The organism is Nocardia sp. NPDC003345, assembly GCF_053589395.1.
The window spans coordinates 1-16448 of the sequence record NZ_JBSFRU010000123.1; the positions used below are offsets into that span (position 1 = coordinate 1).

Below are 16448 nucleotides of genomic sequence, written 5' to 3' on the forward strand. Positions count from 1 at the left end.
ACCGTCCGGCAGCGGAACGAAGGTGTCCGCGTTGGCGGCACCCGTAGAGAACAGACCCATGGCCACAGCAGCGACAGCGCCGACGCCCAGAGCGCGCGCGCCGCAGCGCAGGCCGGTGGTGCGGTTCTTGCTCATATTTCCCCTCATCAAGGTTTACAGCGACACCCGACCTCTCAGCGAGGGAGGTCGGGGCGGCCCAAGAACAGGCTTCATAGAGCTTGGGTTACGGCTGTAGCCACTAGATGAACCCGAAACGACACAGCGGGTGAACACTTGGCTACCGTGCCGCCGACGTAGTGTGGCGTATGCATGATTCCCAGGTAGCCGGAAGGTGACGCATGCTGGGGAAACGCCACCCTAACACCGTCTATCGCGAATTGCGGGGGCACGAGACAGGCCCGCCGCTGCTGCGACGGGCCTGTTTCCATGCCACTATGGCGGTTTGATCCTCGATCAGCCGAGACTGAAGGGCTGACCCCACAGCGTGACGTAGCTGATCACGTTCGCGGTTTCCACCTCGACGCTGACGAAGGACCTGGCCTGGGCGTAGCCGCCGCAGCCGTTGAGGCCGATCGTCTGATCCGACCAGGTCACCGAGCCGCTGTTGCCCGAGAACTTGTTGTTGGTCGAATGATCCTCGCTGCCGTAGTCGTCCGGGCCCTCGATATCGAGGACATAGAACGACTTGGCCTGACCGGGTCCGACGGTGAGGTTTCCGCCGCCTTCGGCACTCGGGGTGACCGAGGCGGTATCGCCCTCGATGGCCGCCTCGGCGCTGGCGCCGCCCTCGACGCCGCCGCCGTCGATGTTGACCTGGCAGCCCACCACGTAGCCCGGGTAGATCTTGCCGCCGATGTCCTCACCGCCGGCGATCTCGACCTGCGCGCTGCCGGACGCCCACGCGTTGCGATGCACCGGCGTCGCACCCATGGACGGACTGATGGTCGCCGATTCGCCGACCATGCGCACGGTCACCACCGTGCCGTCGGACAGCGTCTTGACCAGTTCGCCGCCGGGCAGCGGAATGAAGGTGTCGGCATTGGCCGCACCGGTCGAGAACAGGCCCATGGCGATGGTGGCGGCGGCGCCGACGCCGGCCAGGCGCGCCATTTTCTTACGGTTGATCATGGTTACACCCTTCGAGGGGAGAGCTCGCGGAGCACGCGAGAAGAAGTTCGGTTCGATACGACGTGGACGTGCCCGATGGCTCAGCCGATGCTGAACGGCTGGCCGTAGAGGGTGGTCTTCGAGTAGTGGTCACCGATGATCTCGACCACCGTGTATGCCCGGGCCTGCGCGTAACCGGCGCAACCCTGGATCTCGATTTCCGCGTCCTGATATTCCACCGAGTAGCGGCCGGGCTTCTCGATGTCCTTGTAGTCGATCTGCACGAACTTGACCTCGCCCGGTCCCAGTTCCACGCCGACGGATCCGCCGATGCTGCCGCCGTCGATCGTGATGCCGGCCGAGGCACCCAGACCGATGGCGTCGTCACCGATGCTCACCTGGCAACCGACGATATAGCCGGTGTTGAGCTGCGAGGCTCCGTGCGTGGACGAGTTGTTGGTGCCGTCGGCGCCGGTGGGACCGTTGTTCGGACCGGCTTCACCCTCGGGCGTCACCGAAACGTCGGCAATCGCGTTTCCGGAGACCCAGACCACCCGGCCCGCGCCGTTGGCCGCCATGGAAGGCGAAATCACGGCGTGTTCGCCGGTACGGGAGATGGTCACCCCCGGACCTGCCTTCTGGCCGTCTGGCAACGGCACAAAGGTATCGGCATTCGCGGCGCCCACCGACAGTAGGCCCACGGCGCAAGCGGCCGCGGCACCGACACCCGCGATCCTGGCGCCATAACGTACACCGTCGGTGCGGTTCTCGCTCATATTTCCCCTCATCATGTCGGACAAACAGCAGGCCTTCGAGACTCGGACACACAGGGCTCTCCGGCTCCGACCAGTGTTTCGCTCGTTTGTTACCTACAGGTGACCTGTTGTTATTTTGGTGCAACGCCGCAAATCGGGCATTGCACACGGTGCGACCGGCGAGATCCGAATTGGCCCGGCCCCGCCGGACCGCCATTGCGGCGGTCAACGCACAAATTTTAAGAGGTCGATAACAGATTGGACAAAGTTTGCTTTCGCTATACATTGATGTGATCCATATCACATCAATGTATAGCGGCCCGTGCACGTGCACATAGCGGCAGGTCAAATAGGTCGCGACATGCGAATATGCGGTCGATTGAGCGCATGGAAAGCGCTAAGAATTCCGCCTGGCAGCAAACCGGCACGCCCGGAACGAGGGATTATAAATCTCCATGAACCGAGAACTGGACAAATCAGAAAAATAGCCGAGGGCCCATAATCGTCCGGAAATGTCCGGTTAACCCGGCATTCAACCGGAAGTCGTTGAGCGCCAACACCTTACGTTCATCTTCGGAACCGGGACGAGACCGGCAGCCCCCTGGATCCCCACCGGCAGAGGTGGCGCCCCGGCCCGCCCGGCGGCCGGGCCAACCCACCCGCGGACTCAACCGTGATGCGGCGGGACCTGACCCCGCAGCCAATCGTCACCGTCGCGCTCCGGCGACGGCGACTCATCCCATTCGTCACGCGTAGTGGAAGGGAGCACATCCCCGAACACCCGGTCCATACGCGCGAGGTCCCCCGCCCGGCGTCGCGCCCGGCGGGGGACCTCGGGGGTCTCACCCTCACTCATAGCGTTCGCACCGCGTCACTCCAGCAGACCGGACAGCTCGCCGATGACCCGGCTCGCCAGCGGACCCAGCGTGGCCATACCGTCACGGACCGCGGCCCGGGTGCCCGGCAGGTTCACCACCAGGGTGCTCCCCGAGATACCCGCCAGCCCGCGCGAGAGACCCGCGTCCAGCGATCCCGCCACGCGACCCGAGGCGCGCAGCGCCTCACTGATTCCCGGCAGATCACGATCCAGCACCTCGGCCGTCGCCTCCGGGGTCACATCGCGCGGCGACATACCGGTGCCGCCCACCGAGATCACCAGATCCACCCCGCCGATCACCGCGGTGTTCAGCGCGTTCCGGATCGCGACCTCATCGGCTTCCACCGATACCGACGCGTCTACCAGGAAGCCCGCCTCGGTGAGCAATTCGGTGACCAGCGGCCCCAGCGAATCCTCGCCGCCATGAGCCGTCCGGTCGTCCACGACCACGACCAATGCGCGCCCCGCCACAGGAGCATCGATTTCCATACCGCTCACCGTAGCGCCGACCTCGATCGAGTCGTCTCTGCCCCCGGTCACCAACTGCATCACCGGCCTCCTTCCACTGTCGCGGCAACGAGGGTCACCTCGACCGTCTTGGTATTGCCGCCCTGCCCATCGGTATACGTCACCTTCACCTTGTCGCCCGGCTGCTTCGACCGCACCGCGGCGACCAGCGCGTCACCCGAATCTATCGTGCGATCGTCGAGCCTGGTGACGATCGACCCCGGCGGGATACCGGCTTCGGCCGCCGGACCGCCGGCCGCGACATCGAGAACACGGGCCCCCTGTACGGATTCGTCCCGCTGCACGGTCATACCGATCTGGGCATAAGTGGCCTTACCGGTCTCGATCAACTCATCGGCGACCCGCCGGGCCTGATCGACCGGAATAGCGAAGCCCAGCCCGATGGAACCACTCTGCTGACCGGCCGCCCCCGACGAACCCAGGCTCGCGATGGCGGTATTGATACCGACCAGCCGCCCCGCTCCGTCCACCAGCGCACCGCCGGAATTGCCCGGGTTGATCGCGGCATCGGTCTGAATGGCGTCGATCACCGGATTCGGGACCGTGGGGTCGTTACCACCCTCCCCGGTCGTCGACACCGGGCGATTCAGAGCCGAGACGATACCGGTGGTCACCGTCCCCGCGAGCCCCAGCGGAGAACCGATCGCCACCACCGGCTGACCCACCTGCAAGCCGGCGGAGCTACCCAGCTCGATCGGCCTGAGATCGGTCTTGCCACGTACCTGGATCACGGCCAGATCCGAAACCGGATCCGCACCCACCAGCGTCGCCGGCGCGGTGGTGCCGTCGGCGAAGGACACCTGCATTCCGCCACCCCCGCCACCTCCGGCGGCCACATGGTTGTTGGTCAGAATCAACCCGTCCGAGGACAACACCACCCCCGAGCCCTCCCCCTGACCCCGGTTGCTGGCCACCTCGATCATGACCACCGACGGCAAAACCTCCTGCGCCACGGACTGCACCGAACCCGCCGGCGCGTTCGCCGCGTCCCGGATATCCGGCACCGGGGCGTCCAGCGCGTTCGTCACGGCGGGCCCCTCCCCGGAATCGGCGACCAGGGCCCCCACCACACCCCCGATACCGCCGCTCACCAGAGCGAGGGCCAGACCACCGGCCACCAGACCGGTTCGCAGAGAATTCTTCCGCGCAGTGGGCGGCGGCGGCGCGGCCGCATAGAACTGCCCGGTATCCCCGGGTGGCATGCCGCCGAAACCGGGCCCGGGAGCCGCGTACCCGGGCGGGACGTCCCCCGGGAACGGCGTGGCACCGGAAAATTGCTGTCCCGGGACCGTCGGCGGCCCGGGCACCGGCACACCGCCCCCCGGACCGGCGCCGGGCGGTGAACCCGCCGGCGGCGGAGGCGAGGGCGGCACCGAACCCGATTCCGGACGATCCGGACGATTGGTGGAATCCTCGGTCATGGTTTCTCGTTTCTGCTGCTCATCTCCGCCGTCCAGCGTGCCGACAAGGACTGAGAACGAACTGAGAGGGGGCTGTGTTTATTGGCGGCGCCTTCGGCGCCGCGGGGTTCGGCCCTCTGAGCGTCTGCTGTCAGCGCTCGAGACTCGCGGCTTCGCCGCTTTGCTTCGAGCGCTGACAGCAGACGCGGGCCGAACCCTTTCAGGGCCTCGTAAGACTCGGCGCGGTATCGGGGTGGGGTGGGTGCGGCCTGCGGTGGGTGGGGTGGGGGCCTGGGGGTGAGTGGAGGAAGGGGGACGGGCGATGACGTGCACACGTGGTTCGCGGGGAAAATCGGGGGTGGGAGTATCGGGGCTCGGGTGGAGGGATCGGTGGGGTCGGACACGAATCTTCTCCTTCCGGGGTGCATCGGAAAGCGCCGGCGAATCCTGAATCCGGCCGGTAGGTATTTTTTATCGACCCGGCAATTATGCGCTATCGGGGGTTTCCGGTCGATATTCTTCCGGTGGCGGGTTTTCTCCGGGCAACACGATTCGAATCAGTGCGCCGCCGCGGTCGGAACTGTCTATGGCAATGGTGCCGCCGTGTTTGGTGACGACCTGCTTCACAATTGCCAGCCCTAGGCCGGAGCCGGGCATCGATCGGGACGCGGTGGTCCGATAGAAACGCTCGAAAACCAGTTCGCGCTCGGCGAAGGGAATGCCGGGGCCGGCATCACCTACCGAGAGTTCGAGCAGGCCGCGGCCGGTTTCGGCCATCACGACCCGGACCGGCTCATCCGGTGGACTCCATTTCGCGGCATTGTCGAGCACATTGAGAATTGCGCGTTCCAAGGCGGCCTCGTCTCCGTAAACGAACCAGGGCCGCAATTCCGCGTCGAATCCGACGGCACTGCGCCGGCGGACCCTTTCCAGGGAGCGTTCGGTGACTTCGCCGAGGTCCACCCGCTCGTACACGGTTTCCGGCGCGTCCTCGCGGGCGAGATCGACCAGATCGCCGACGAGGTTGGACAACTCTTCGATCTGGGCCATCACATCGGAGCGCAGTTCGGCCATGTCCTGCTCGGGGATGGCCGGGGCGTCGGGACGACTCGAGGCGATCAGCAGTTCCATATTCGTGCGCAGCGAGGTCAGGGGGGTGCGCAGCTCGTGACCGGCGTCCGCGACCAGGCGGCGCTGCCGGTCACGTGATTCCGTGAGCGCCCGCAGCATGGTGTTGAAGCTCTCGGTCAGCCGGGCGAGTTCGTCGTCGCCGGTCACCGGGATGGGGGTCAGATCGTCGGTGCGGGCGATACGTTCGGTGGCGGCGGTGAGCCGGGCGATGGGCCGCAGACCCGTACGCCCGACCGTGGTCCCGGCGCCGGCCGCCAGCACCACCCCGCACGCGCCCACCGCGAACAGCAGCCAGGCCAGCCGGTCCAGAACCTCCCGGGTCGGTTCCAGCCGCTGCGAAATGATCAGGGTGACCCCGGAATCCATCCGCTCGGCGAGTACCCGCTGGCTGTTGTATGTGCGCAGCGAGGAATCGCGCCGGCCCTGGGCGACCGCGATCTCCTCGGTACCGATGGGCGGCGTGGTGGGCTGCGGCGGCATATAGACCGGCAGGCTCTGCCGCTGCGTCGAATCCTGGTTCGCCGCCGGGTAGATCAGGGCCACACCGATATCGTTGGAGAACAGCGTCGCCACACCGAGCGACTGGAACGCCATATTGTCGATATCGCCGCTGATCATGGTCTCCGCGCGGGCCCGGAGCTGGGCATCCACCTGGCCGTACAGGGCACGGGCCACCATGGCGTAGGCGGCGATCGAGGTGATCGCGACGAAGATGGCCACCAGCGACGCGGCCAGCAGCGTGACCCGCCAGCGCAGCGAGACGGTGCGCGTCAGCGGTGTCGGTGGCCGCATGGTGGGCGGCTCGTCCGGCCATGGGCCGCCGAGTGGTGCGACGGTATGTTTCTTCGTCGCCGAACGTGGAGTGCGTGCCATATCCGTGCTTACGGGGGCGTCTCGCGCAGCACGTACCCGACGCCGCGGACGGTATGGATGAGCCGGGGCTCACCGTCGGCCTCGGTCTTGCGGCGCAGATAGCCGATATAGACCTCCAGGGCGTTACCCGAGGTCGGGAAGTCGTAGCCCCACACCTCTTCGAGGATGCGCCCGCGGGTCAGGACCCGGCGCGGATTGGCCATCAGCATTTCCAGCAGTGAGAATTCGGTGCGGGTCAGTGAGATGGATCTCGTTCCCCGCGATACCTCCCGGGTGACCGGATCCATCGACAGATCCGCGAACTTCATCGCCTCGGAGATCTCGCCGGCATCGGGGGCCCGTCGCCGCAGCAGCGCCCGCAGCCGGGCCAGCAACTCTTCCAGCGCGAACGGTTTGGGCAGATAGTCGTCGGCGCCGGCGTCGAGCCCGGCGACCCGCTCCGACACCGAGTCACGGGCGGTCAGGACCAGAATCGGCAGATCGTCGCCGGTACTGCGCAACCTCCGGCAGACCTCCAGCCCATCCAATCTCGGCATCATCACATCGAGGACCAGCGCGTCCGGGCGCTCCGCGGTCGCCTTCTCCAGTGCGTCGATACCGTCCACGGCCAGATCGACGGTGTAGCCGTTGAAGGTCAGCGACCGGCGCAGCGATTCCCTGACCGCACGATCGTCGTCGACCACCAGTATGCGCATATCACCAGTTTGACGGCAGCGACTGAGAGGCTACTGAGAGGGCCCGCCGCCCGGCGCGGACCGCTGCCACGGAGTTCATCCCGTACCTTTCGACATTCTGAACAGGCGTCCAGAATGTTAAGGGCGATTCACCCGCCCCGTCACCCACGCCGGCCGGTCCGAGAACGCGACCGAGATCGGCCCGTACCCACCATTCGGCGCCACTACCTGCGAATTCATCCGATAACCGGATCTCTCATTACCGAGTTGTGATATGTGACGAAACCTGTTCCCCATACGCTATATTCGCGATATAACCGTCTGAACGCCCCGATTGCCGACCGGTAGCATGCACGGTATGTTTCGAGCGGTAAAAACCAGACCTCTGGTCGGTTCGTTGTGGATTGAATCATAACTGAAACGGCCACGCACCAAATGAGGTCGATCGTGATGCGGAGGCGACAGAGGCGGATGGAAACACCGCGACCGTGGCAATTCAGCCTGTCCAACTGGTCGGTCACCCGCAAGGTCGGCATCGTGCTGGTGTTGCCGGTCGTGCTGGCGACACTGTTCGCCGTCCTGCGGATCAACAACGAGCTGCGAACGCTGGAACAGCTCGAATCAGCGACCCAGCAGTCACGCATCATCGGGCCGATCGTCGACTACAACGCGGCCGCCGAACACCTCGCGGTCACCGCGACCGCCAACAGCACGGGTAACTCCGAATCGCAGGCCACCGCCGCGCTGGCCCGGTTCGACTCCGCCCACCAGGCCCTCGAACGCGCGCTGGACGCCAACCAGATCCGCCCCGAGGTCTCCCGGGAACTCGCCTCCGCCCTCACCGTGGGCAGCACCATGCGCAGCGGGCTCAGCACCGGAACGCCGGCCATGGTCGGCGACCAGGCCGACGAGATCGCGGTCCGGATCGGCAACGCCCTGGCCCAGTCGCCCACGGTCGAGGACCTCTCGATTCAGCGCTACTTCCTGCAGGTCAGCGCCATTCAGAATGCGCGCAGGTCGCTGACCGCGCAGCGTCTGGTGATCAGTTCGCCGACCGCCGAGGACAATCCGGCCATGCGCGCCCGGGTCCTCACCTCCGGCGGTGCCGAACTCACCATGATCCACCAGTACGGCCAGATCATGCCGGACGTGACCGGCAATATGCGTCCACTGCTGGACGCGGTGCAGACCCGGCTGGCCATCTTCAGCCAGGGCACCCAGGGCGCGCTCACCGATCCGGCGGCCCGGGAATCGCTGATGACCAGTTCCCAGGCCTACGAGACCACCACCGGACAGCTCACCGCCACCATCACCGGCGCGCTGCATCACGCGACGGTATCCGCGCAGAACAGCGCGCTGCGTGAGACCGCGCTGCTGATCGCGGCCCTCCTCGGCGGCCTGACGCTGGCGCTCGCGGTCGCCCGGACCCTGGTCGTACCGGTCCGCCGGTTGCGCCGGGACGCCCTCGAAGTCGCCCACGTACTGCTCCCCGAAGAGCTCGAACAGGTCCGCGGCGGTGCCGAGACCCCCGAGATCCAGCCGGTCGGCGTGCAGGGCACCGAGGAGATCGGCCAGCTGGCCCGCGCGGTGGACGAAATGCATCAGCAGGCCCTCAAACTCGCCGGCGACCAGGCCCGGCTGCGGGTGCAGATCGGCAATATGTTCGAGACGCTCTCCCGGCGCAGCCAGTCGCTGGTGGAGCAGCAACTCGGCATCATCGAGGATCTCGAACACGACGAGGACGATCCGGAGCGGTTGCAGAGCCTGTTCCGTCTCGACCATCTCGCCACCCGGATGCGCCGTAACGGCGACAACCTGCTGGTCCTGGCCGGTACCGCGTTGCGCCGCGGCCAGCTGGACCCGGTACCGCTGTCCGATATGTTGTGGAGCGCGGTCTCCCAGGTCGAGGACTATCAGCGGGTGGAGATCGGCCATGTCCCCGACGGGGTCGTCGCCGGTGAACCCGCCGTCGATATCGAACATCTGCTCGCCGAGGTCATCGACAACGCGTTGCGGTACTCCCCGCCCAACACCCCGGTCGCGGTGACCGTATCGCGCGCGGTCGACGGCGGATACCTCATCGAGATCACCGACCGCGGCCTCGGCATGGCCACCGAGGATCTACAGGCCGCCAACGCCCGGCTGGCCTCCGGTGGTGAGATCAACGTCGAAACCGCGCGCCGGATGGGTCTGTTCGTCGTCGGCCGGCTGGCCAAACGGCATCAGATCACCGTGGGTCTGCGCCGTACCTCGACCATGGCCCAGCAGCCCGGTATCACCGCCAGCCTGCATCTTCCGGGTCTGCTGGTCTCGCCCGACACCGGCGCCGACAACCCCAACACCCTCACCGCCGATCTCGCTCTCACGCCGCCGCCGCTGCAGCAGCCCTCGACGCGCCAGCTGGCGTCGGTACCGCCGATCTCGGAATCGTGGCCGACGCGCACCGCGTCTCCGCTACTGCCGCCCGCCGCTCCCCCCGCACTCTCCCCTGCTTCCGCGCCGGTCTCGCCCCCGGCACTGGATTCCACACCGAGCCACAGCTTCGGCACCACGCCGACCGGCCTGCCGCAGCGGCGCCCCGGCGCCGAGAGCCCGGTGGGGGCCGGCAACGGTAACGGCGGCTTCGGTTCCCGGGACACCTTCTCGGCCTTCGACCCGGTACCCGAACCCGAGCCGGAACCCGAGAGCACACCGACCGGACTGTGGTCGGAAACCTACAAAGCCAAGTCGTTTCCGGCGCCGGTGGATACGCGCGACGACTGGTCCGCACCGCCCGCCCAACCCCAGACCCCACAGACCTCGCGCTCCGGATTGCCCATCCGGCGGCCGGGTATGGACCACGACGATCCGTTCGGCCGGCCCACCGAACGGCAGCACGAACCGATCGCGGCCGCAACCACGACTTCCCAACGACTGCAACCGGTCGGCGCCGAGACACCCACTCCGATCTATCAGCGTATGGTGTCGGAATGGCTGGTCGAACCGGCAACACAAGAACAGCCACGCCAGGACTGGACCACTCCGGCCGATATCGGCTGGCTCGCCGCGGAGGACGCGGCCAAGCCGAGTTCGGATTCCACCACCGCGAATGGGCTCCCCATCCGCCGGCCGGGCGCCCAGCTCGTGCCGGGCGGGCTGGCCCCCGTCGAAGACGAGGCCCCGCGGAACCCGGACGAGATCCGGAGCAATCTGACCAGACACCTGAGTGGGGTCCGCAGTGGGCGGGCCGATGTTCAGCACAATGACGGAGGGGTTCCATGACCGACCCGAAGAGCAGCACGGACGAGAACCTGAACTGGCTGGTGGCCAGATTCACCCGCGACGTCCCCGGTGTCTCGCATGCCGTCCTGGTCTCCGCCGACGGCCTGCTCCAGGCCGTGAGCCCCCATCTGCCCGCTGATCGCGCCGAACAGCTCGCCGCGGTCACCGCCGGGCTGGCCAGTCTGTCGACCGGGGCCGCGCAGTTGTTCGACGGCGGCAAGGTGATGCAGTCGATCGTCGAGATGCAGCGCGGCTACCTACTCGTGATGAGCGTCGGCAACGGCTCCCATATCGCGGTACTCGCGAACAAGCAGCACGATATCGGCCGGATCGGATACGAGATGGCCCTCCTCGTCGACCGTGTCGGTTCGGCCGTCAGCGCTACCGCCCGATCCACCGTCTGAGCACAATGTCGCAATTCGGCCAAGGCATGCCCAATTACCACGCCGGCGGGCCCGATTACGGGCCCGGTGCGCACAACTTCGGACCCGGCGCACAGCACCTCGGACCCGAATCGTCGCAGTACAACACCGGTACGTACCGGGTGCCCGGAACCCCGCAGTCCAGCGGCTCCCGCCGCGCCGGACGGGTCCGGCCCTACGCCCTCACCTCGGGTCGTACGCAGCCCGCGGTCGATCTGCCGATGGAGGCGGTTATCGAAACCATCTCCTATCATGCACAATTCGATTGGCCGTCCGGCGATATCCGGTCCGAGATCCTGCGTCTCGGAACCCACCAGCTGTCGGTCGCCGAAATCGCCGCACATCTCGATCGTTCGCTCGGTATGGTCCGCGTCGTCATCGGCGATCTCGTCGTGGACGGCAACCTGCGAGTGCATTCGACTTTGACCGAGCAGGCGAGCTACGACGAGCGCCGGTCGCTGATGGAGAGGACATTGCGTGGACTCCGAGCCCTATAGCCAGAACCAGGGTGGTGCCGCGGCGGAATCCGATACCCGCGTCGCCTCGACCAAGATCGTGGTTGCCGGGGGGTTCGGCGCGGGTAAGACGACCTTCGTGGGTGCGGTCTCGGAAATCGTGCCGCTGCGCACCGAAGCAATGGTCACCAGCTTCTCCGACGGCGTCGACAATCTCGACGACACACCGGATAAGCAGACCACCACGGTGGCCATGGATTTCGGCCGGATCATCCTGCCCGGCAATCTGACGCTGTACCTGTTCGGTACGCCCGGCCAGCGCCGGTTCTGGTTCATGTGGGACGACCTGATCCGCGGTGCCATCGGGGCCGTGGTCCTGGTCGACACCCGCCGCCTCGAGGACAGTTTCGCCGCCGTCGATTTCTTCGAGGCCCGCAAACTGCCGTTCCTCATCGCGGTGAACAGGTTCCCGAACTCCCCGAGGTTCGCCATGGCCGAGCTCCGCGAAGCACTCTCGGTGCGCGAGGGCGTCCCGATCGTGGATATCGACGCCCGGGACGCCAAGGAGGTCCGCCAGTCGCTGGCGGCCGTCACCGAATACGCGATCAGCCGTCTGAAAGCCCAGGAATATCAAGGAGTCGCCCGGCATGGCTGAAACGCTGGCCGCCGAGACGGTCGCGACCGTCGATCTGTTCACCATGGGGTATTGGCTGGTCCTGCTGACGGTCGTGATCTCGGCCGTGGGCATGTTCGTCGGACTGGCGTGTGCGGTGAACGGCCGCCGTTCGGTGCGTTTCCGGCCGGTGTGGATCGCGGCCGCCGCGGTGTCCATCGGTGGCGTAGGCATCTGGCTGTCCTTCGTGGTCTCGATGCTGGGCGTCTCCATCCCGGGCCAGATCCTGCGCTTCGATATCTCCGGACTCACCGTTTCCCTGCTGTTCTCCGTGGGCGCGGTCTTCGTCGGACTGCTGCTCGCCGGCCGTGAGTTCCATATCCAGCGGATGGCCTACGCGGCCGGCGCGCTCGGGATCGGCTTCGGATCCATGCTGTGGCTGCAGCTGACCTCCATCGATATCCAGGGCTCGGTGTCGGTGACGTTCTGGCTCTTCCTGATCGCGATCGTGATCGCCGTCGGCGCGTCCTCGCTGTGCCTGTGGCTGTTCCAGCGGTTCCGCTTCCCCGCGGCGCGGGTGGGGTCGGTACTGATGTTCGCGGCGGGTGTCGCGGCCGTGTACTTCACCGGGATCGCCGCCCTGGAGTTCCGCGTGGACCCCGATGCCGAACCGGCGCAGGGCATGGAGTTGTTCGGTTACGCGTTCCCCATGTTCGTGATCGGACTGCTCGCGTTGGCCGTCCCGATCACCGCGGTCCTGGTCGCGCCGGAGCGGCGCGATGTCCAGCCCGCGCCGCGCAAGCCCGCTCCGGCGAACACACCGGAAGGCGGTCCGGCCGGCGACGCCCCGGTGGTATCCGGCGACGCCGATCCGCGCGGTTCCCGGCCCTCCGCGGCGGCGGCACTGGCCCAGCGCGACCGGCCGCTGCCCGAGCCCGCCCGCTGATCCGGACGGACGCCGAAGCCGTGCCGGTGGATCAGGAGACGGTGCTGCGCGAGCTGTGGGCCCAGCTGCGCGCCCTGCGAGGCGAAGTGGCCGAGTTGCGCACCGAGATCAGTGAGATGGAGGCGACGGTAGCCGATCTCGTGACCCCGGCCGACAGTCCCGAACGGATCGTCCTGCCGTGGCCTGTCTCACTGATGCTGCTGCCCGCCGCACTGGCACTCGCCCTGCTACGACAGCTGAACCTGCTGGCAGAGGCGTTGTCCGCGGAATGCGTGGCCCGCACGGAGAATGCCGGTGATGCGGCGGAGAATCCGGGCGAAAGCCCTCAGAATTGGCGATGAGCGGGTCTCCCATTGCTGGGAGACCCGCCCTCACGCACGAGGATAATCGGTATGGACCGGTGAAGCAGCGCTACGGCAAGTTTTTCCGGCGAACACCGTGTACCAGTACGGAATCGGGCCCACGCCCCGGCCTTCGGTCCGCAATCGGCCAGCTAGCGGGTAACCAGGTCGATGCGGCGGTAGCGATTGCCCGATGATTGCCGGATCCGCCCGACTCTGGGCCGGACAACCCTGCCGTGCCCCTCATTTCACATCTAGGGGCCCTGACATTTCAGCGCCGTTCCGGGTCGATCAGCCCGCGGCGAACCGCCTGTAACAGGCGCCGCGGCACTCGATACACCACACCGCCGATCGTCACCGGCACCAGGTCCGGCGGGGCCGCCTTCCAGTTCGCCCGGCGGCTGCGGGTATTGGACCGCGACATCCTCCGCTTCGGAACCGCCATCTCACTGCCCCTTCCGGGCCGGCGCGACGCGGGTGCCGTACCGGCGGTGAAACTTCTCCACCCGCCCCTGGGTATCCAGCAGCCGCTGGGCGCCGGTCCAGAAGGGGTGCGAATCCGAGGTCACGTCCACCACGAGCAGGGGGTAGGTATTACCGTCGGTCCAGGCGACGGTACGTTCGGCGGTCGCCGTGGACCGGGTGAGGAACCGCTTCCCGGTACTCGCGTCCTCGACGATCACCGGGTGGTAGTCCGGATGAATACCCGATTTCATCATTTCTCCTTCCGGGCATGCTCGCCCGTATCGCCGCCTCCGTCGCCGGTGGCGGCGGGATGCGGTATCTCCGATTCGCAGGGATCGGTATGCCATTCACCGAAGGGATCGTCCCAGCGGGCCACCTGATGGGGAGCGCGATCGACCAGGCGCAGTTCGGCGTCGTCGACCAGCGCCCAGTGCAACGCCTGACGGATCTCGTCCGGATCGGCGCCGTGTACCAGGATCGTCAGCGAGATCTCGCGATCGCCGAACCGGTCGTCCCAGCCCAGCGCCGCCAGCGCCCGCCGCTCCGGATCGGCCTCGGCGAACTCCGCGGGCGGCATGGCCGCCAGCCAGCGTCCGGCGCCGCCGACCCGGAGCCCGCCGCCCGCGGATTCCAGCCACACCACCTCGTCGGGTTGCGTCGCCAGCCAGACCCGGCCGCGAGCGGCGATCACTCCGTAGAACAACACGTCCAGGGCCTCGTGCAGCCGCTGCGGATGGAACGGCCGGCGCGCCGCGAACTCGACGAGTTCGACACCGTCGGCCGGTCCCAGCGGCGGACGGCCGCGCAGCAGTGGCGCATATGCGTCGAAGACCGTGCCGCGCCGGGCGTCGGCGGGAATCCGGCCCAGCAGATCGTCGACGACCGCTGGAGTGACATCCTCGTCCCACGACACCGGAGCCAGGGGCACCAGCCGCCGCAGCACCGCCGCCAGCGCGACCCGCTCCGCTGTCGTCACGGCATGCCCGCCGGTGACCAGCACGGCGTCGGCGAAATCGACCTGCCCGACGGCCAGCTGGGCCACCGTGCGCTCGTCGTCCGCGCGGGCCCAGCCGCGTTCGGCCAGTGTTTCGTCGCCGGTCGCGGCGGCGAGCCAGGTCCGGGCATCGATCGCGGTGAGCACAGCCGCCACCCGCACATCCCGGGACGCGGGCCCGTCCACGCGGCCCACCATGCCCGTGACCTCGATATCGGTGATCCCTTCGCAGACCGATTCCGCCTCGAACGCCGGATCCAGCGCCAGCACGATGCGACGCACCGAATCGCGCCCGGCCAGGGTGCGCAGTAGTGGGAGCAGATCCGCTCGCAGCGTGCAGGACACACATCCGTGCGCCAGTTCGTGGACCGTCCGCGTGACCGTTCCGCCCGCGTGCACGGTCCGGCGCACCACTCCCTGGTGGAGATCGGTGAGGTCGTGCCGGATCACGACGGTTCCCGCCGCCGCACCGAGCGCCCCGGCGATGAGCCCGACGGTGCCGTCCGGGTCACCGTGCAGTCCCGCGACCACCACCACGGGCGTGCGGCGGTCGAGCGGTTCTGGAACCTGTGCGGAGTGGGACACCACGACCCTTTCGGTAATGATTTTCATTAACTACCCGGCACACGGTACAGTTCCGGATCGAAGTTGTCGAAAATGATTGTCATCATCGGCTATGTGTCTTCAACGACATCCGGAAGGAGCCCCATGTCCGCACACTGCCAGGTCACCGGCCGCAAGCCCGGGTTCGGCAAAACCGTCTCCCACTCCCATAAGCGAACGAGCCGGCGCTGGGACCCCAATATCCAGCGCAAGACCTACTACCTGCCCGCCGAAGGCCGCCGCATCACCCTGAACGTATCGGCCAAGGGCATCAAAACCATCGACCGCGACGGGATCGAGGCCGTGGTGGCCCGCCTCCGCGCCCGCGGCGAACGCATCTGAGGCACGCCATGGCATCCAAATCGACCGATATCCGCCCGGTGATCAAACTCCGCTCCACCGCGGGCACCGGCTACACCTACGTCACCCGCAAGAACCGGCGCAACGATCCCGACCGGATGGTGCTGAAGAAGTACGACCCGGTGATCCGCCGTCACGTCGACTTCCGAGAGGAACGGTAATGGCCAAGAAATCCAAGATCGCGCGGAACGAACAGCGCCGGGAGATCGTCGAGCGTTACGCCGAGCGGCGGGCCGAACTGAAGGAAATCATCCGGAAACCGACCACGCCCGCCGACGAACGCCTGACCGCACAGGCCGCCCTGCGCCGCCTGCCCCGCGACGCCAGTCCGGTACGATTGCGCAATCGGGACACCGCCGACGGGCGACCGCGCGGTTATCTCCGGAAGTTCGGCCTGTCACGCGTGCGTGTACGTGAGATGGCACATCGGGGAGAGTTGCCCGGTGTGCACAAATCGAGCTGGTAACCCCGCAGATCTCGTGAGTTAGGAACCGGTCACATGGCAGTCAAACGAGCCCCCTCGAAGAAGGCCCGCGCCGAGCAGGCCCGTAAGCCGAAGAAGAATCCGCTGATCGCCGCGGGCATCGAAACGGTCGACTACAAGGACGTGAACCTGCTCCGCACGTTCATCTCCGACCGCGGC

The 16448-nt window shown here is 67.1% G+C and carries 19 protein-coding genes and 2 pseudogenes; 10 read left to right on the forward strand and 11 right to left on the reverse strand.

Annotated elements, in window-relative coordinates; translation table 11 throughout:
• The 8 genes and pseudogenes from ACWDU1_RS15755 to ACWDU1_RS15790 form a co-directional block, all read right to left on the reverse strand.
• Nucleotides 1-135 (reverse strand): annotated as a pseudogene (locus ACWDU1_RS15755) (MspA family porin); the annotation flags it as partial.
• 318 nt (nt 136-453) lie between these two features.
• Nucleotides 454-1128 carry an MspA family porin gene (locus ACWDU1_RS15760; protein ID WP_449999109.1) on the reverse strand — a complete coding sequence of 225 codons (675 nt, stop codon included), beginning with the start codon at nt 1126-1128 and terminating at the stop codon, nt 454-456.
• An 80-nt stretch (nt 1129-1208) separates the two neighbouring features.
• On the reverse strand, nt 1209-1883 hold the full coding sequence (locus ACWDU1_RS15765) for an MspA family porin (protein WP_449999110.1): 675 nt from the start codon (nt 1881-1883) through the stop codon (nt 1209-1211).
• A 646-nt stretch (nt 1884-2529) separates the two neighbouring features.
• Nucleotides 2530-2718, reverse strand: a complete 189-nt coding sequence (locus ACWDU1_RS15770) for a hypothetical protein (RefSeq protein WP_449999112.1) — start codon at nt 2716-2718, stop codon at nt 2530-2532.
• A gap of 15 nt (nt 2719-2733) precedes the next feature.
• Nucleotides 2734-3288: a MogA/MoaB family molybdenum cofactor biosynthesis protein gene (locus ACWDU1_RS15775; RefSeq protein ID WP_357426754.1), complete on the reverse strand. Its 555-nt coding sequence runs from the start codon at nt 3286-3288 to the stop codon at nt 2734-2736.
• Nucleotides 3288-4688: a S1C family serine protease gene (locus ACWDU1_RS15780; protein ID WP_449999114.1), complete on the reverse strand. Its 1401-nt coding sequence runs from the start codon at nt 4686-4688 to the stop codon at nt 3288-3290. Before ACWDU1_RS15780 ends, ACWDU1_RS15775 begins: the two co-directional genes overlap by 1 nt.
• 465 nt (nt 4689-5153) lie before the next feature.
• Nucleotides 5154-6671: an ATP-binding protein gene (locus tag ACWDU1_RS15785; protein WP_449999116.1), complete on the reverse strand. Its 1518-nt coding sequence runs from the start codon at nt 6669-6671 to the stop codon at nt 5154-5156.
• A gap of 8 nt (nt 6672-6679) precedes the next feature.
• Nucleotides 6680-7366 (reverse strand): response regulator transcription factor, encoded by a 687-nt coding sequence (locus tag ACWDU1_RS15790; RefSeq protein ID WP_449999118.1) that lies wholly within the window; start codon nt 7364-7366, stop codon nt 6680-6682.
• 450 nt (nt 7367-7816) lie between these two features.
• On the opposite strand from ACWDU1_RS15790, the gene ACWDU1_RS15795 reads away from it, so the two are divergent.
• The 6 genes from ACWDU1_RS15795 (at nt 7817) to ACWDU1_RS15820 (ending at nt 13383) form a co-directional block, all read left to right on the forward strand.
• A complete protein-coding gene (locus tag ACWDU1_RS15795; protein WP_449999120.1) occupies nt 7817-10606 on the forward strand; it encodes an ATP-binding protein in 2790 nt (929 codons plus the stop codon).
• Nucleotides 10603-11010, forward strand: a complete 408-nt coding sequence (locus tag ACWDU1_RS15800) for a roadblock/LC7 domain-containing protein (protein ID WP_449999122.1) — start codon at nt 10603-10605, stop codon at nt 11008-11010. The genes ACWDU1_RS15795 and ACWDU1_RS15800 overlap by 4 nt, the downstream gene beginning before the upstream one ends.
• 140 nt (nt 11011-11150) lie before the next feature.
• The gene (locus ACWDU1_RS15805) at nt 11151-11525 is read left to right on the forward strand and encodes a DUF742 domain-containing protein (RefSeq protein WP_449999137.1); all 375 of its coding nucleotides are present in this window, start codon (nt 11151-11153) and stop codon (nt 11523-11525) included.
• A complete protein-coding gene (locus tag ACWDU1_RS15810) occupies nt 11506-12138 on the forward strand; it encodes a GTP-binding protein (RefSeq protein WP_449999123.1) in 633 nt (210 codons plus the stop codon). Before ACWDU1_RS15805 ends, ACWDU1_RS15810 begins: the two co-directional genes overlap by 20 nt.
• The gene (locus tag ACWDU1_RS15815; protein WP_449999125.1) at nt 12131-13042 is read left to right on the forward strand and encodes an MHYT domain-containing protein; all 912 of its coding nucleotides are present in this window, start codon (nt 12131-12133) and stop codon (nt 13040-13042) included. The genes ACWDU1_RS15810 and ACWDU1_RS15815 overlap by 8 nt, the downstream gene beginning before the upstream one ends.
• A 20-nt stretch (nt 13043-13062) precedes the next feature.
• Nucleotides 13063-13383, forward strand: a complete 321-nt coding sequence (locus ACWDU1_RS15820) for a hypothetical protein (protein ID WP_449999127.1) — start codon at nt 13063-13065, stop codon at nt 13381-13383.
• 271 nt (nt 13384-13654) lie between these two features.
• Here the strand turns inward: ACWDU1_RS15820 and rpmF are convergent, their stop codons facing one another.
• The 3 genes from rpmF to mrf are packed head-to-tail and all read right to left on the reverse strand — an operon-like array spanning nt 13655 to nt 15430.
• Nucleotides 13655-13828, reverse strand: a complete 174-nt coding sequence (gene rpmF / locus ACWDU1_RS15825; RefSeq protein ID WP_449999129.1) for a 50S ribosomal protein L32 — start codon at nt 13826-13828, stop codon at nt 13655-13657.
• 1 nt (nt 13829) lies between these two features.
• Entirely contained in the window at nt 13830-14099 is a 270-nt protein-coding gene (locus ACWDU1_RS15830) for a type B 50S ribosomal protein L31 (RefSeq protein ID WP_449999131.1), read from the reverse strand.
• The gene (mrf, locus tag ACWDU1_RS15835; RefSeq protein WP_449999133.1) at nt 14099-15430 is read right to left on the reverse strand and encodes a ribosome hibernation factor-recruiting GTPase MRF; all 1332 of its coding nucleotides are present in this window, start codon (nt 15428-15430) and stop codon (nt 14099-14101) included. Before mrf ends, ACWDU1_RS15830 begins: the two co-directional genes overlap by 1 nt.
• Before the next feature lie 120 nt (nt 15431-15550).
• Between mrf and rpmB the strand changes: the two genes are divergently transcribed.
• From rpmB to ACWDU1_RS15855, 4 genes and pseudogenes are all read left to right on the forward strand, one after another.
• Nucleotides 15551-15787, forward strand: coding sequence for a 50S ribosomal protein L28 (rpmB, locus tag ACWDU1_RS15840; protein ID WP_449999134.1), 237 nt, complete (start codon nt 15551-15553; stop codon nt 15785-15787).
• A gap of 8 nt (nt 15788-15795) precedes the next feature.
• Nucleotides 15796-15966, forward strand: coding sequence for a 50S ribosomal protein L33 (rpmG, locus tag ACWDU1_RS15845; protein WP_357429947.1), 171 nt, complete (start codon nt 15796-15798; stop codon nt 15964-15966).
• Nucleotides 15966-16271: a 30S ribosomal protein S14 gene (gene rpsN / locus ACWDU1_RS15850; protein ID WP_449999136.1), complete on the forward strand. Its 306-nt coding sequence runs from the start codon at nt 15966-15968 to the stop codon at nt 16269-16271. Before rpmG ends, rpsN begins: the two co-directional genes overlap by 1 nt.
• Before the next feature lie 33 nt (nt 16272-16304).
• Nucleotides 16305-16448, forward strand: a pseudogene (locus ACWDU1_RS15855) (30S ribosomal protein S18); the annotation flags it as partial.

Excerpts from the sequence above, each read along its gene's own strand:
- ACWDU1_RS15760 (WP_449999109.1), bottom strand. The coding sequence starts at position 1,128 with ATGATCAACCGTAAGAAAATGGCGCGCCTGGCCGGCGTCGGCGCCGCC.
- ACWDU1_RS15765 (WP_449999110.1), bottom strand. The coding sequence starts at position 1,883 with ATGAGCGAGAACCGCACCGACGGTGTACGTTATGGCGCCAGGATCGCG.
- ACWDU1_RS15770 (WP_449999112.1), bottom strand. The coding sequence starts at position 2,718 with ATGAGTGAGGGTGAGACCCCCGAGGTCCCCCGCCGGGCGCGACGCCGG.
- ACWDU1_RS15775 (WP_357426754.1), bottom strand. The coding sequence starts at position 3,288 with ATGCAGTTGGTGACCGGGGGCAGAGACGACTCGATCGAGGTCGGCGCT.
- ACWDU1_RS15780 (WP_449999114.1), bottom strand. The coding sequence starts at position 4,688 with ATGACCGAGGATTCCACCAATCGTCCGGATCGTCCGGAATCGGGTTCG.
- ACWDU1_RS15785 (WP_449999116.1), bottom strand. The coding sequence starts at position 6,671 with ATGGCACGCACTCCACGTTCGGCGACGAAGAAACATACCGTCGCACCA.
- ACWDU1_RS15790 (WP_449999118.1), bottom strand. The coding sequence starts at position 7,366 with ATGCGCATACTGGTGGTCGACGACGATCGTGCGGTCAGGGAATCGCTG.
- ACWDU1_RS15795 (WP_449999120.1), top strand. The coding sequence starts at position 7,817 with ATGGAAACACCGCGACCGTGGCAATTCAGCCTGTCCAACTGGTCGGTC.
- ACWDU1_RS15800 (WP_449999122.1), top strand. The coding sequence starts at position 10,603 with ATGACCGACCCGAAGAGCAGCACGGACGAGAACCTGAACTGGCTGGTG.
- ACWDU1_RS15815 (WP_449999125.1), top strand. The coding sequence starts at position 12,131 with ATGGCTGAAACGCTGGCCGCCGAGACGGTCGCGACCGTCGATCTGTTC.
- rpmF (WP_449999129.1), bottom strand. The coding sequence starts at position 13,828 with ATGGCGGTTCCGAAGCGGAGGATGTCGCGGTCCAATACCCGCAGCCGC.
- ACWDU1_RS15830 (WP_449999131.1), bottom strand. The coding sequence starts at position 14,099 with ATGAAATCGGGTATTCATCCGGACTACCACCCGGTGATCGTCGAGGAC.
- rpmB (WP_449999134.1), top strand. The coding sequence starts at position 15,551 with ATGTCCGCACACTGCCAGGTCACCGGCCGCAAGCCCGGGTTCGGCAAA.
- rpmG (WP_357429947.1), top strand. The coding sequence starts at position 15,796 with ATGGCATCCAAATCGACCGATATCCGCCCGGTGATCAAACTCCGCTCC.
- rpsN (WP_449999136.1), top strand. The coding sequence starts at position 15,966 with ATGGCCAAGAAATCCAAGATCGCGCGGAACGAACAGCGCCGGGAGATC.